Here is a 13,183-nt window from a genome sequence, read left to right as displayed (position 1 = left end):
CTCCCCTCCATCCCGGACGCCCCCCTTCTGTGCGTCCCCGCACCACCCCCCCCCCCCCCCCCCCCCCCCCCCCCCCCCCCCGGGCCCCTGCGGGGAACCGCCGCGCCTCACCGCCCCAGGCCGGCGGCCTTCTCGGCGCGCCGCGCGAAGACGTCCTCCCGGCGGTCCTCCATCTGCCGCAGCGCGTCCTTGCGGTCCGCCTTGGAGAGCCGGTCGAGGTAGGTGTGGCCGACGAGGTGATCGGTCTCGTGCTGCAGGCACCGGGCGAAGTAGCCCGTCCCCTCGATGACGTGGGGGTTGCCGTCCTTGTCGAACCCGCGGACGACGGCACGATCGGTACGGGGGACCGACATGGTGGCGCCGGGCACGGACAGGCAGCCCTCGGAGTCGTCGATGAGCCGGCGGCTGCCCGGGTCGGGCAGTTCCAGCACCGGGTTGATGAGGTGGCCGACGTGCCGGATGCCCTCGTCGTCCGGGCAGTCGTACACGAACAGCCGCAGGTCGACGCCCACTTGGTTGGCGGCCAGACCGGCACCGGTGGCCACGTGCATCGTCACGAACATGTCGTCGATCAACGCCGACAGCTCCGGCGTCCCGAACTCGGTCACCTCCCGGCACGGGCGGGCGAGGACCTCCTCGCCGACGACCGTGACACGGCGCACCGAGCCCCGCTCCGCCTCCGGCGGCAGCGCCGGGTACGCGTCGACGGGACGGCCCTGCAGACGGACCCGCCGGTCGACGGGACGGGACCGCTCACGACGAAAAGGCACAGCTGTCTCCCCTGTTTCACGCATGCCACAGCGGCCGCGGAGGTCACCGCGACCCGATACCTTCGGCCAGGACAAGTGCTTGCCAAGGCCTTTGCAAAGTAGCAGAATTTGCAAAGTGACTGAAGACGACCTCACCACTCCGGACGGCCGGACCGGCGGCACGGGCGAGGGATTGCGCGAGCACGAGGTCCGCGCGGCCCTGCTGGACCTGCTCGCCGAAGTCGGCACCGTCACCGCGACCGAAGCCGCCTCCCGGCTGGGCTACAGCTCCGGCCTGTGCTCCTTCCACCTGCGCCAACTCGCCCGCCACGGATACCTCGAAGAGGCCCCGCGCAGCGGAGGCCGCGCCCGCCCCTGGCGCCTGCGGCGGCCCACCCCCGCCGCCGACGTCCCCGCCGAGGACCAGTTCGGCGACCTGGCCCGCGGGCTGGAGGACGAGAGCTGGCAGCGCTGGCTGACACAGCGGGACGCGGCACCGCCCGAGTGGCGCCACGACGAAGCCTTCAGCGCCGTCGCCTACCTGACCCCCGAGGAGATGAGCCGGGTCGCGGAGACGATCCGACGAGCGCTCGCCCCCTACCGCGACCGCGAACAACGCCCCCTGGCCCGCCCCGACGCCGCCCTCCCGGTAGCTCTGATCACCCGGCTGTTCCCGCTGCTTCCCCACGCTCGGGGCGAGGAGGACGGGGCCTGAGGCGTCGTCGGGGCCGGGTGTCCGCTCAAGGAGACGCCCGAAGCCGCGGACTCAGGCCAGATGCAAGGACGCCAACAGCGCGTCCACCAGCGGCCGGTCGCGTTCGTGGGTGAGGCGGGCGCGGGCCTCGGTGGGCGGGAGCCAGGCCAGGCGGTCGACCTCGGCGTTCGGGGTGAAGGCGCCGGCGACGGCCTCGGCGGCCCAGTAGCGGACCCGCTTGGGGCGGCTGCCGGCGAGGTAGCTGGTGGTCGGCAGCGGGGCGCCGAGGCGGCAGTCCATCCCCGTCTCCTCCGCCACTTCGCGCACCGCGCCGGCCAGCGCGTCCTCGCCGCGCTTGAGCTTGCCCTTGGGGTGCGACCAGTCGTCGTACTTGGGGCGGTGGACGAGGCCGATCTCCAGCCCGTCCTCGGACGCCGCGCGGCGCCACAGCACGCAGCCGGCGGCGCGCACCGGCTTCTGAGGGACGGTCACCTCCCCACCCCCTCAGCCCCTGGGCGCCCTGGACAGCCACACCCGGCCGAACGCGAACCGGGCCGCCTCCACCTGATGGCGCTGATCGGCGTGCAGCACCCCCAGGGCATAGGCCGTGACGGGGGCGATGCGGGGGGTGCGGGCCGCGGCGGCGGCAGCGGCGGCGGCCTCCGCGGCGTCGCGGTGGCGCTCCAGTGCCCGGGCGGCCTCCAGGAGCCGGGGATCGGCGCGCTCCGGCGCGAGCACCTCCTGGGCGTAGCGGCTCAGCCGCACCAGGAGCCGGACCTGGTGCCAGGGCGCGTCCTGGCGGTGGTCGGCGGTCAGCGCCTCGGCGTTGTACGGGTACCCGGCACGCGACAGCGGCAGCGCCGCGACCGCCTCGGTCAGCCGCCGGTGCGCCTGCTCGGCGAGCGGCGGCAGCGCCTCGGCGGCCGGCAGCTCCGCGGCCGTACGGGCCAGCGGGGCCTCGGAGGCGAGCACCGCGACGGAGTCGGCGACGGCGTGGAAGCGGGAGGAGCCCAGCGCCTGCAGCGCGGCGGAGTGGGCGCGGGTGCGGGCGAGGGTGAGCTGGCGGTCCAGCAGCGCCCCGGCCCGCGCGGCACCGGCCGACAGCGCGGCGTCGGGATCCGCCTCGGCGGAGGGAGCGGCGGCCGACGCCTCCGGGGAGGTGCCGGACGATGCGGAGGGTGCGGGGCGTGGTCCCGCGGCCGCCCGGTCGGTGCGCTTGCCGCGTTCGCCCCGGCCGCCCCGTTCGCCGCGTGCGGGCCGCTCGGGCCGTTCCCCCCGGCCCGTCAGCCGCGTAAGCGCCGCCATCAGCCGCTCGCGGCGGGCCTCGCAGGCCTGCTCGCGGGCGAGGGTGCCGGACAACCAGCCCAGTTCGGCCAGGAGTTGGTCGGCCCAGGCCTCCTCGGTCAGCGGCCGGAAGGTGTGCAGGGTGGCGCTGATCCGGCGGGCGGCGCGGCGCAGCTGGCGGGCGGCCTCGCCGGCGCCCTCGGCGTCCGGGCCGCTCTCGCGGTGCAGCCGCAGACTGCGCAGGAACTCCGCGGACTGCCGGTGCAGATAGCCGGCGAGCACCTCCTCGGCGGTCCCGGCCGGGCCGGCGCCGAGGGCGGAGTCGGCGCCGGGGGCGGCACCGGAGGCCTCGGTGTCGGCGCCGTACGGCCCGTCCACCACCGCGGCACGGGCTCCGGGCGCCCCGCCGGGCTCGTATCCGGCACCGAGGAGACCGGCCGGCCCCCCGATCGGCTGGTCATGTCGCTGGGCCACGCCGGCGCCTCCGGGCGTCAATGAGCATTTCCTGTACGTTGCGCAGCGGCGCGCCGTCCGCGTCCACCGCGCGCCGGTTCCAGTCGCCGTCCGGGCCCAGGTGCCAGGAGGACGTGGAGTCCGCCGTCCCGGTCTCCAGCAGCCGGTTGAGGGAGGCGCGGTGGGCCGGGTCGGCCACCCGCACCAGCGCCTCGATCCGCCGGTCCAGGTTCCGGTGCATCATGTCGGCGCTGCCCAGCCACACCTCGGGCTCGCCGCCGTTGCCGAAGACGAAGACCCGGGAGTGCTCCAGGAAGCGGCCGAGGATGCTGCGGACGCGGATGTTCTCGCTCAGGCCGGTGACTCCCGGGCGCAGCGCGCAGATGCCGCGCACCCAGATGTCGACCGGTACGCCCGCCTGCGAGGCACGGTAGAGGGCGTCGATGACGGCCTCGTCGACCATCGAGTTGACCTTGATGCGGACGTAGGCGGGGCGGCCCGCGCGGTGGTGCGCGGCCTCCTTGTTGATGCGCTGGACCAGGCCGTCGCGCAGGGACTTGGGGGCGACCAGGAGCCGGCGGTAGGTCTCGCGGCGGGAGTAGCCGGAGAGCCGGTTGAAGAGGTCGGAGAGGTCCGCGCCGACCTGCGGGTCGGCGGTCAGCAGGCCGAGGTCCTCGTACAGCCGGGCCGTCTTGGGGTGGTAGTTGCCGGTCCCCACATGGGAGTAGCGGCGCAGCATCTCGCCTTCCTGGCGGACGACCAGGGAGAGCTTGCAGTGGGTCTTGAGGCCGACCAGGCCGTAGACGACATGGCAGCCGGCCTCCTCCAGCTTCCGCGCCCACTTGATGTTGGCCTGCTCGTCGAACCGGGCCTTGATCTCGACCAGGACGAGGACCTGCTTGCCGGACTCGGCGGCGTCTATCAGGGCGTCGACGATCGGCGAGTCCCCGGAGGTGCGGTAGAGCGTCTGCTTGATCGCCAGGACGTCGGGGTCGGCGGCGGCCTGCTCCAGGAAGGACTGCACGGAGGTGGAGAAGGAGTCGTAGGGGTGGTGCAGGAGGACGTCGCGCACGCGCAGCGCCGCGAAGATGTCGGGGGCCGAGGCGGACTCCACCTCGGCGAGGTCGCGGTGGGTGCCGGCGACGAACTTGGGGTACTTCAGCTCGGGCCGGTCCAGCGCTCCTATCCCGAACAGGCCGGTCAGGTCCAGCGGGCCGGGAAGCGGGTAGACCTCGGCGTCGGAGATCTTCAGTTCCTGGACCAGCAGGTCGAGCACGGCCGGGTCGATGGACTCCTCGACCTCCAGGCGGACCGGCGGTCCGAAGCGCCGCCGCATCAGCTCCTTCTCCAGCGCCTGGAGGAGGTTCTCCGCGTCGTCCTCCTCCACCTCCAGGTCCTCGTTGCGGGTGACCCGGAACATGTGGTGCGCGCGCACCTCCATGCCCGGGAACAGCTCCTCCAGGTGGGCGGCGATGACGTCCTCGATGGGGACGTAGCGCTGCGGGGAGGCCTCCAGGAAGCGGGAGAGCAGCGGCGGCACCTTGACCCGCGCGAAGTGGTCGTGGCCGCTGACGGGGTTGCGCACGACGACGGCGAGGTTCAGCGAGAGGCCGGAGATGTAGGGGAAGGGGTGTGCGGGGTCCACCGCCAGTGGGGTGAGCACCGGGAAGATCTGCTGGCGGAAGAGGGTGAACAGGCGGGCCTGCTCCTTCTCGGTCAGCTCCGGCCAGCGGATCAGATGGATGCCCCGTTCGGCGAGCTCGGGGGCGATGTCCTGCTGGTAGCAGGCGGCGTGCCGGGCCATGAGTTCGCGCGAGCGCGTCCAGATCTGCTCCAGCACCTCGCGGGGCTGCAGGCCCGACGCGGAGCGGGTGGCCACGCCCGTGGCTATCCGCCGCTTGAGCCCGGCGACGCGGACCATGAAGAACTCGTCGAGGTTGCTGGCGAAGATCGCCAGGAAGTTAGCCCGTTCGAGGAGGGGGGTGCCCGGGTCCTCGGCCAGTTCGAGCACCCGCTCGTTGAACGCCAGCCAGCTGCGCTCGCGGTCCAGGAAGCGGCCGCTCGGCAGCTCCTCGCCGTCGGCGCCCACCACGCCCTGGTCCTCGTACGCGTCCGGATCGGCGTCCAGGTCCGGTTCCAGGCCCGGCACCGTCCCGCGGACCGCGTTCGGGCGGTGCGCGGCGATGGAGCCCACGGACGGCTGGGCCGAGGGGGCCGGGGCCTCGCGGGGCTTGGCGGTCGGCATCTCGGGCTGGACCTGGGCCTGAGCGCTGGGCTGCTGGTTCATGGCCTTATTCTTCCGCGTCCCCGGGGTTCCAGGCGCGTCAGGAGGAGGCGGCGCGAGACGGAGCCTCGGGTTGGGGACGTTCGGCACAGCGGGCTGCATTCAGCGATGCTCGCAAGCAACATTGAATCACTGGTAACGCGGATATGGCGGACAGGCAAGCGGGGTGCCACGGGCGGGGGCGGGCACCGGCCCGGGTGCCGCCTGCCGGCGCCTTCCCGCCCTCCTCGGGGACGCCAAGATAGCCGCCGGGCCGCCGGGGCGGGAGGGCCCGGCCGCCGGCTTCAGCCGTGCCGGCGGCGCATCACCCGGAAGGCGAGCGCGGTCAGGGCCACCGCCAGCGCCAGCACGAGCCCGGCCTCGATCCACGCCAGCGGCCAGTGGTGCCCCACCGGATGCTGGTCCAGGAACCGGCCGGTCACCTCGTGCTCGCGCAGGCAGCCGCCGTAGTCGCCGTCGGGCCGGCATCCCATCTCCTCCGCGGTCAGCCGGGCGCCGGAGCGGGTGGTGTACCCCTCCCCCAGGACCCAGCTGTCGTCCGGCGCCCGGACCGCCTCCTCGCGCCCGAACGAGGTCGTGGTGACCGGCATCAGATGCGGCCTGAGCAGCGTGAACGCGGACTGCAGCACGATCATGGCGGTCAGCGTGAGGGCCATCGACGCGACCGTACGGCGCAGCAGCAGACCGGCCAGCGTCCCGGCCGCCAGGCCCAGCAGGGCGTAGGCGACGGGTATCGGGCCGAGCGAGTCAAAACCGAGGGTGGAGTACCAGTAGGAGCCGGAGACCTCGTCGCCGCCGACCTGCCAGAGCCAGGCGAAGACCGCCGAGAGCCCCGAGGTCGCGGTGAGCACGACCAGCGCGGGCACCGCGAGCTTCGCCGCGAGCCAGCGCAGCGGGCCGACCGACTGGGTCAGGACGAGCTGGTGGGTGCCGGCCTCCAGCTCGCGGGCGATCAGCGGCGCGCCCAGGAACGCGCCGATCAGCGCGGGCAGCAGCATCAGCCCCAGCTCGGCGAGCTGGAGGGACGGGTGGTAGGCCGCGCGGAAGGCGCCGACCGCCTCCTGGGTGCCCTCGCAGCGCGGGACCAGGGAGATCAGCGAGCAGCCCGCGATCTGGTGGGCGTCGACGAACCCGGCCATCCGGCCGCGCAGCACCGCGCCCCAGACCGCGGCGGCGGCCGATCCGGCGAGCAGGACGCCCAGGGCCAGGCGGTGCTGTCGCCAGACCAGCCAGGGCAGGCCGCGCAGGGGGGAGATCCCGCCCGCCGTCCGGCGGCCGGCCGGACCGCCCGGCCCGTCGCCGCGGCCGGCGCCGCCCGCGCCGGGTCCCTGCCCGTCTGCCGTGAGGTGTGCCGTGGTGCCGGTCATGCCGCCGCTCCCTTGCCGCTGTGCTGGTCGTGGCCGATGCGTGGTGCGCCGCCCGGCGGGCCGGGCCGGCCGGGTGCCGCGTTGCGCGGCATACCCGGGATGCCGGGCCGGTGCCCGGGTGTGCCGCCGGGGAAGCGGCGCGGCCGCGCAGCGGCCGGCTCCCCGCCCGGCGCGCTCGCCGCGGGCGGGTCGGGGGCCCGCAGACAGCCGAGCAGCAGCTCCTCGACGGACGGCTGCGCCACCTCCCACGGCCCGGCGGCGAGCGCGCCCTTGGGCCGTACGACCGCGGTGAAGTGACGCCCCGACAGCTGCGCGTCGACGACCGGGTGCGCGGCGATCTGGGGCGGCAGCCCCTCGCCCCGGCGCTCGCCCATCACCAGGGCGTGCGCCCCGACGACGTCCTCGGTCGCGCCCGCGAGCCGGACCCGACCACCGCCCAGCACCAGCAGGTGGTCGCAGACCCCGTCCACTTCGGCGGGCGGAGGCGAGGTCAGCACGACGGTGGTGCCGTACTCGGCGGCCTGGGCCAGCAGCAGCGCGGCGACCTGGTGCCGTACGAGCGGGTCGGCGTGCGCCGGCAGGTCGTCGAGCAGCAGGACTTCGGGCTGCCGGGCGAGGGCGAGGGTGAGCGCGAGGCGGACGCCCTGTCCGGCGGAGAGGGCGCCGACGCGGGCGTCCAGGGGCAGGCGGCCGGCCCGCGCGATCCGCTCGGCGCGCTGCTCGCTCCAGTGCCCCGGGGTGAGTTCGCGGCCCAGCCGCAGCGTCTCGGCGACCGTCAACCGGGGGTAGAGCGGCCCGCCTTGGGCCACCCACGCGACCTTGGCGCGGCCGGCCGAGCCGGACCCGCTCGCGCCGCCGATCCGCACCGTGCCCTCGGTGGGGCGGACCAGCCCGGACGCGAGCGAGAGCAGGGTGGTCTTGCCAGCGCCGGGCGGGCCGAGCAGTGCGCAGATGCGGCCGGCCGGCAGCCGGAAGGTGCAGTCGCGCAGTGCCCAGCGACGGCGGTGGCGCCTGCCCAGGCCGATCGCCTCGACGGCGGTACGGCCCGTGGTGCGGCCGGTCGCCTCGTGGCCGTCCACCGGCCGTATCGCCATCCCCCGAGCCCCCTGCCCCATCCCCGCCCCATTCCACTAATGAAGTAGTGGAAGCGTGCGGGAAGTGGGCTGCACCTGTCAACCTCGCCGCCTACGCTGACCGCGTGCCCATACCTTCGAAACCGCCCACGCCGCTGCCGTACATCCCCGACTACCCGATCCGCACCGCACGACTGGATCTGCGCCCCGTCACCGCCGACGACTTCGCCGCGATCCACGCCTACCAACGGCGCCCCGAGGTCTGCCGGTACCTCTACTGGGGCCCCCTCGACGAGGCCGGGTCCCGGGAATCCGTCGCCGCCAAGTCCGCCCGCACCACGCTGCGCGACTCCGGCGACATCCTCCAGCTCGCCGCCGTCGTCCGCGAGACGGGCACCCTGGTCGGCGACGTCACCTTCGCCTGGACCAGCCGCGAGCACCGCCAGGGCGGCATCGGCTATGTCTTCAACCCCGACCACTCCGGGCGGGGTTACGCCACCGAAGCCGGCCGGGCACTGCTGAAGCTGGGCTTCGAGGAGCTGGGACTGCACCGCGTCCAGGCCGAGTTGGACGGCCGGAACACCGCCTCGGCCCGGGTACTGGAACGGCTGGGGATGCGCCGCGAGGGCCATCTGCGGGAGAACGAGTTCCTCGACGGCGTGTGGACCGACGAGGTGGTCTACGCGATGCTGGCGCGCGAGTGGCGGGCCCAGCGGGACTGAGAGCGTCGAAACGACGAGCGGGGCCGGCCCGTCGTGGCCCGCCCCGCCGCCGCTGAACGTCCTCGCGCCCGTCACGTCTCCGAGCGGTACATCAGATCCGTCTCGTGCGTGACGAACCCCATCCGCTCGTACACCGACACCGCCGCCACGTTGTCCGCGTCGACGTAGAGCATCGCCGTCGGCAGCCCCTGCCCCGCCAGATGCCGCAGCCCGACCGAGGTCAGCGCCTTGCCCAGGCCGCCGCCCTGGGCCCCGGGCCGCACCCCGAGCACATAGACCTCGCCGAGACCCTCGTCGGCGTGCACCTTGGTCCAGTGGAAGCCGACCAGCCGGCCGCCCTTCTCCGCCAGGAAGAAGCCCTTCGGGTCGAACCACGCCTCGCCCTTGCGGTCGTCCAGGTCGCGCTGGGCCAGCGAGCCCTGCTCCGGGTGGTGCGCGAACGCCTCCGCGTTCACCTCCAGCCAGGCCGCGTCGTCCGTGCCCGGCTGGAACGTCCGCACCGACACCCCCTCGGGGAGCACCGGCTCGGCCAGCTCCAGATCCGCCAGCGAACGCCGCATCTGCCGCAGCTCCCGGAACATCGTCAGCCCCAGCGTCTGGGCCAGGTGCCGGGCGGCCGGATGCCCGCCGTGGGCCCAGACCCGCAGCCGGCGCCCGGACTGCTCCAGCAGCTCGCCGCCCAGCGCCCGGCCGTGCCCGCGACCGCGGAACCCGGGGTGCACCACCAGCTCGGCGGCCGGCGCCTCCACCGGGTCGGTGTCCTCCAGCTGCCCGTACGCCACCAGCTCCTCGGCCTCGTCCCCGCGCGCGTACACCAGCACATGCCGCACGCCCGCGCGCGGACCGCCCCGCAGCTGCAGCCGTCCCTGCTCGGACACGGCGGGCTGCCCGTCCGTGCGCGCGGCCCGCTCGATCAGCTCGAGGACGGCCGCGGCCCCTTCCGGCGCGAGCTCGTCGACCACCTGGATCCGGCGGCCGGTCCGTCCCATCTCCTGTGCAGCGTCAGTCATGTCTGAAGCGTACGTCTCGGCCGGGGCCCCGCAGGGGCGCCACCCACTCTCCCGCCGCGCCCCGGCAACCAGGCCGTAACCCGGCACCCCCTGTTGCGCTACGCGCGTCAACCGTATGCTGCCGTCCGCTCAGGTACATCCAGGAGGGGAATCCATGCCAGCGACACCGCAACGGCGCCGCACCGTAAGCAGATTGACGATCGGCGCCGCCGCCCTGGCCGCCGCGGCGGGCCTCGCCGCCACCGCCCTGCCGGCCGGCGCCGACACCGGCCCGGCGGAGCGCTCCGGCCGCACCGTCGACGTACAGCTGCTCTCCTTCAACGACTTCCACGGCAACCTCGAACCGCCGCAGGGCTCCTCCGGCACGGTCGAGGAGCTCCAGCCGGACGGCACCAAGAAGGCCGTCCCGGCCGGCGGCGTCGAGTACCTGGCCCAGTCCCTGCGGACGGCCCGCAAGGGCCACCCCTACTCGGTCACCGCGGCGGCCGGCGACATGGTCGGCGCCAGCCCGCTGCTGTCCGGGCTGTTCCACGACGAACCGACCATCGAGGCCATGAACAGGCTGGGCCTGGACGTCACCTCCGTCGGCAACCACGAATTCGACGAGGGCCGCGCGGAGTTGACCCGCCTGCAGAAGGGCGGCTGCCACCCGAAGGACGGCTGCTACGAGGCCGGCGAGAAGTTCCAGGGCGCCGGCTTCCCGTACCTGACCGCCAACGTCACGGACGAGACGACCGGCAGGCCGCTGCTCAAGCCGTACAGCGTCTGGCAGCGCAAGGGCGTCAAGATCGGCTTCATCGGGGTGACGCTGGAGGGCACCCCCGACATCGTCAACGCCGACGGCATCAAGGGCCTGAAGTTCCACGACGAGGTCGAAACGATCAACAAGTACGCCAAGGTGCTGAACAAGCAGGGCGTCAAGGCGATCGTGGCCCTCATCCACGAAGGCGGCATGCCCGCCTCCACCTCCTACAACTACAAGTGCGACAGCCCCGGACCGGGCGACGGCATCTCCGGGCCGATCACCGAGATCGCCAAGCACGTCACCCCCAAGGTCGACGCCCTGGTCACCGGCCACACCCACCAGGCCTACGCCTGCACCATCCCCGACCCCTCCGGCCGGCCGCGCACCGTCACCTCCGCCGCGTCCTACGGCAAGCTCTACACCGACACCACGCTGACGTACGACCGCCGCACCCGCGACATCGTGCGCACCAGCGTCAAGGCCCCCGGCGCGGTCAACCACGTCGTCGACCGCACCCAGCCCAAGGCCGCGGACATGACGTCCCTGATCGCCCGCTGGAACAAGCTGGCCGCCCCGGTCGCGGGCCGCCCGGTGGGACACATCTCCGCCGACATAGCCGGCCGCGGCGCCAACGCCCCCGAGTCCCCGCTCGGCGACGTCATCGCCGACGCCCAGCTCGAAGCCACCAAGGCGGCCGACAAGGGCGGCGCCCAGCTCGCCCTGATGAACCCCGGCGGCATCCGCTCCGACCTCGCCTTCAAGGCGTCCGGCTCGGAGGGCGACGGCACGGTCACCTACGGCGAGGCGTTCACCGTCCAGCCCTTCACCAACATGACGAACGTCGTCGACCTCACCGGCGCCCAGCTGCTGACCGCTCTCCAGCAGCAGGTCAGCGGCCCCAACGAGGCCTCCCCCAAGATCCTTCAGGTCTCCGACGGCCTGACCTACACCCTGGACATGACCAAGAAGGGCGCCGACCGCGTCGTCAAGGACTCCGTCAAGCTGAACGGGGCCGCCCTCGACCCCGCCAAGACCTACCGCGTCGCCATGAACGAGTTCCTGGCCGGCGGCGGCGACGGCTTCCCCGCCTTCAAGGACGGCCGGAACAAGTACGTCGGCCCCTCCGACCTCGACGCCTTCACCGGCTACCTGACCGCCCACTCCTCGCCGGAGCGGCCCCTCACCCCGCCCAAGGCGGACCGGATCACCGTGGTGAAGTAGCCGTCGGCCACGGCCCGCAGTAGCTCCCAGGGGCTTCCTGTCGTTATCCGGCCGAGCACCTCGCTCGGCCGGTCCCACGAGAGGAAGCCCCTTTGCGTTCCCTGCCCACGTCGCGTTCCCCGCGCACGATGTCCCAGCACGCCCGTGCGCGACTGGCCGTACTGGCCCTGTCCACCGTGCTGCTCGGCGCCGCGTCCCCCGCCGCGGCTCCCGCCGTGGCCCCGGGCCGCGCCCCCGCCTCGCAGCCGCCGCTGCCCGCCCACGGCAGCCCGTACATCGAGACCAGCCTGTTCTTCGGCACCGCCCGCCCCGACGGCGGTCCCGCGGTCACCGACCGGCAGTTCCGCGCCTTCGTCGACCGGTTCGTCACCCCGCACTTCCCCGACGGCCTCACCGTCCAGGTGGGCCGGGGCCAGTACCGCGACGCCCACGGCACCATCGAACGCGAGCGCTCCTACGAGCTCACCCTCTTCTACCCCACCTCGCAGGCCCGCCGGCACGACCCCGCGATCGAAGGCATCCGCACCGCCTACACCCAGCGCTTCGGCCAGGAGTCGGTGGCCCGCGTCGACGACCGGGCCCTGGTGGACTTCTGAGCCGCCGCTCCCGGGCGGCTCACCCCGTCCCGAACCACCGCTGTGCCAGCGACTCCAGGGTCGCCTCGGGCGGGGCGGGCAGTTCGCGCAGGTACCAGGGGAGATTGCTGTGGACGTGCAGCAGCGTGTAGGCCAGCAGCTCGCGGGGCGCGAAGGTGGTGCCGTAGGCGCCGAAGACGCGGGACAGCAGGCGGGGATCGGCGCGGGAGACGAACAGGCCCACGGCGACGAAGTCGTAGGCGCGGTGCCCGATCATGGCGGGCTCGAAGTCCAGGAGCCCGGTCAGCCGCCAGTCGTCGGGCTCCTCGACCGTCAGGTGCCGGCGCATGAACTCGGTGTGCAGGAGGGCGGCGGGCGGCAGCGCGGGCAGCGCCACGGAGTCGAGGAAGTCGGGGATCTGCTCCAGCCAGGGCTCCGCCAGTCCGCGGGAGCGCTGCTGGTCGACGGCCGCGGCGCGCCGGCGGCCGAGGAAGGCGCCCCAGTCTCCCGGGCCCAGGACGTCGGTGAGCGGTGCGGGGTCCAGGGCGTGCAGGGCGGCGAGGGTCTCGCCGGCCTCGGTGGCGATGCGGTCCTGGTCGGCGCGGGGGATGCGGGACCAGGCGACGGCCAGGTCGGTGCCGCGCAGCCGGGACATCAGCACATAGCGCCAGCCGTTGACGTACTCGCCGGAGTCGTGGAGGTAGGGCGTGGGCACGGGGAGCCGCCCCTGGAGGTGGGCGAGGACGCGGGCCTCGGCGATGCCGTCGTCGGCACTGGCGGCGGGGAAGAGCTTGAGCACATACCGGTCCCCGACGGAGTACACCGGCTGCGAGCCGGTGGGGAAGCGGTCCAGGGGCGCGTCCAACAGCCCCAGCCGCTTGCAGAGCTCGGCGGCCCCCGGCCGCATCACCGCTTCGTCGGGGACGATCGCGTCCCACTCGTCGTCCGTTTCCACACGAGGCAGCATGCGCGGACGGTAGGGCGGGAAGTGCCCGGGCGGCAAAGG

12 protein-coding genes are annotated in these 13,183 nt (G+C 74.1%); 4 read left to right on the top strand and 8 right to left on the bottom strand.

Annotated elements, in window-relative coordinates:
- Positions 1–107: 107 nt before the first annotated feature.
- On the bottom strand, positions 108–770 hold the full coding sequence (gene def / locus ACZ5XZ_RS13150; protein WP_468977200.1) for a peptide deformylase: 663 nt from the start codon (positions 768–770) through the stop codon (positions 108–110).
- Positions 771–885: 115 nt separating this feature from the next.
- On the opposite strand from def, the gene ACZ5XZ_RS13145 reads away from it, so the two are divergent.
- Positions 886–1,464 carry a helix-turn-helix domain-containing protein gene (locus ACZ5XZ_RS13145; protein WP_468977198.1) on the top strand — a complete coding sequence of 193 codons (579 nt, stop codon included), beginning with the start codon at positions 886–888 and terminating at the stop codon, positions 1,462–1,464.
- A gap of 51 nt (positions 1,465–1,515) precedes the next feature.
- On the opposite strand, the gene ACZ5XZ_RS13140 is transcribed toward ACZ5XZ_RS13145, so the two are convergent.
- From ACZ5XZ_RS13140 to ACZ5XZ_RS13120, 5 genes are all read right to left on the bottom strand, one after another.
- A complete protein-coding gene (locus tag ACZ5XZ_RS13140; RefSeq protein WP_468977197.1) occupies positions 1,516–1,935 on the bottom strand; it encodes an NUDIX hydrolase in 420 nt (139 codons plus the stop codon).
- A gap of 12 nt (positions 1,936–1,947) precedes the next feature.
- The gene (locus ACZ5XZ_RS13135) at positions 1,948–3,222 is read right to left on the bottom strand and encodes a CHAD domain-containing protein (protein WP_468977195.1); all 1,275 of its coding nucleotides are present in this window, start codon (positions 3,220–3,222) and stop codon (positions 1,948–1,950) included.
- Complete coding sequence (locus ACZ5XZ_RS13130) at positions 3,185–5,467, bottom strand: RNA degradosome polyphosphate kinase (RefSeq protein ID WP_468977194.1); 2,283 nt, start codon at positions 5,465–5,467, stop codon at positions 3,185–3,187. The genes ACZ5XZ_RS13135 and ACZ5XZ_RS13130 overlap by 38 nt, the downstream gene beginning before the upstream one ends.
- A 281-nt stretch (positions 5,468–5,748) precedes the next feature.
- A complete protein-coding gene (locus tag ACZ5XZ_RS13125) occupies positions 5,749–6,831 on the bottom strand; it encodes an ABC transporter permease (RefSeq protein WP_468977192.1) in 1,083 nt (360 codons plus the stop codon).
- Entirely contained in the window at positions 6,828–7,925 is a 1,098-nt protein-coding gene (locus tag ACZ5XZ_RS13120) for an ATP-binding cassette domain-containing protein (RefSeq protein WP_468977191.1), read from the bottom strand. Before ACZ5XZ_RS13120 ends, ACZ5XZ_RS13125 begins: the two co-directional genes overlap by 4 nt.
- 104 nt (positions 7,926–8,029) lie before the next feature.
- On the opposite strand from ACZ5XZ_RS13120, the gene ACZ5XZ_RS13115 reads away from it, so the two are divergent.
- Entirely contained in the window at positions 8,030–8,626 is a 597-nt protein-coding gene (locus ACZ5XZ_RS13115) for a GNAT family N-acetyltransferase (protein ID WP_468977190.1), read from the top strand.
- Positions 8,627–8,697: 71 nt separating this feature from the next.
- Here ACZ5XZ_RS13115 and mshD read toward each other — a convergent pair whose 3' ends face one another.
- The gene (mshD, locus tag ACZ5XZ_RS13110) at positions 8,698–9,615 is read right to left on the bottom strand and encodes a mycothiol synthase (protein ID WP_468977476.1); all 918 of its coding nucleotides are present in this window, start codon (positions 9,613–9,615) and stop codon (positions 8,698–8,700) included.
- A gap of 175 nt (positions 9,616–9,790) precedes the next feature.
- On the opposite strand from mshD, the gene ACZ5XZ_RS13105 reads away from it, so the two are divergent.
- Positions 9,791–11,602 (top strand): bifunctional metallophosphatase/5'-nucleotidase, encoded by a 1,812-nt coding sequence (locus tag ACZ5XZ_RS13105; RefSeq protein ID WP_468977188.1) that lies wholly within the window; start codon positions 9,791–9,793, stop codon positions 11,600–11,602.
- 128 nt (positions 11,603–11,730) lie between these two features.
- A complete protein-coding gene (locus tag ACZ5XZ_RS13100; protein ID WP_468977186.1) occupies positions 11,731–12,198 on the top strand; it encodes a DUF3574 domain-containing protein in 468 nt (155 codons plus the stop codon).
- 19 nt (positions 12,199–12,217) lie between these two features.
- On the opposite strand, the gene ACZ5XZ_RS13095 is transcribed toward ACZ5XZ_RS13100, so the two are convergent.
- Positions 12,218–13,144, bottom strand: a complete 927-nt coding sequence (locus ACZ5XZ_RS13095) for an aminoglycoside phosphotransferase family protein (protein WP_468977185.1) — start codon at positions 13,142–13,144, stop codon at positions 12,218–12,220.
- Positions 13,145–13,183 lie beyond the last annotated feature (39 nt).

The organism is Streptomyces sp. NPDC033270 (assembly GCF_055576575.1).
Note: the sequence above shows the minus strand (reverse complement) of the source record. Positions and strands in the feature narration are given on the sequence as shown.

What these genes read in the sequence shown, in the direction of transcription:
- ACZ5XZ_RS13120 (WP_468977191.1), bottom strand. Translation starts at nt 7,925, where the DNA reads ATGGCGATACGGCCGGTGGACGGCCACGAGGCGACCGGCCGCACCACG.
- mshD (WP_468977476.1), bottom strand. Translation starts at nt 9,615, where the DNA reads ATGGGACGGACCGGCCGCCGGATCCAGGTGGTCGACGAGCTCGCGCCG.
- ACZ5XZ_RS13130 (WP_468977194.1), bottom strand. Translation starts at nt 5,467, where the DNA reads ATGAACCAGCAGCCCAGCGCTCAGGCCCAGGTCCAGCCCGAGATGCCG.
- ACZ5XZ_RS13125 (WP_468977192.1), bottom strand. Translation starts at nt 6,831, where the DNA reads ATGACCGGCACCACGGCACACCTCACGGCAGACGGGCAGGGACCCGGC.
- ACZ5XZ_RS13095 (WP_468977185.1), bottom strand. Translation starts at nt 13,144, where the DNA reads ATGCTGCCTCGTGTGGAAACGGACGACGAGTGGGACGCGATCGTCCCC.
- ACZ5XZ_RS13100 (WP_468977186.1), top strand. Translation starts at nt 11,731, where the DNA reads ATGTCCCAGCACGCCCGTGCGCGACTGGCCGTACTGGCCCTGTCCACC.
- ACZ5XZ_RS13105 (WP_468977188.1), top strand. Translation starts at nt 9,791, where the DNA reads ATGCCAGCGACACCGCAACGGCGCCGCACCGTAAGCAGATTGACGATC.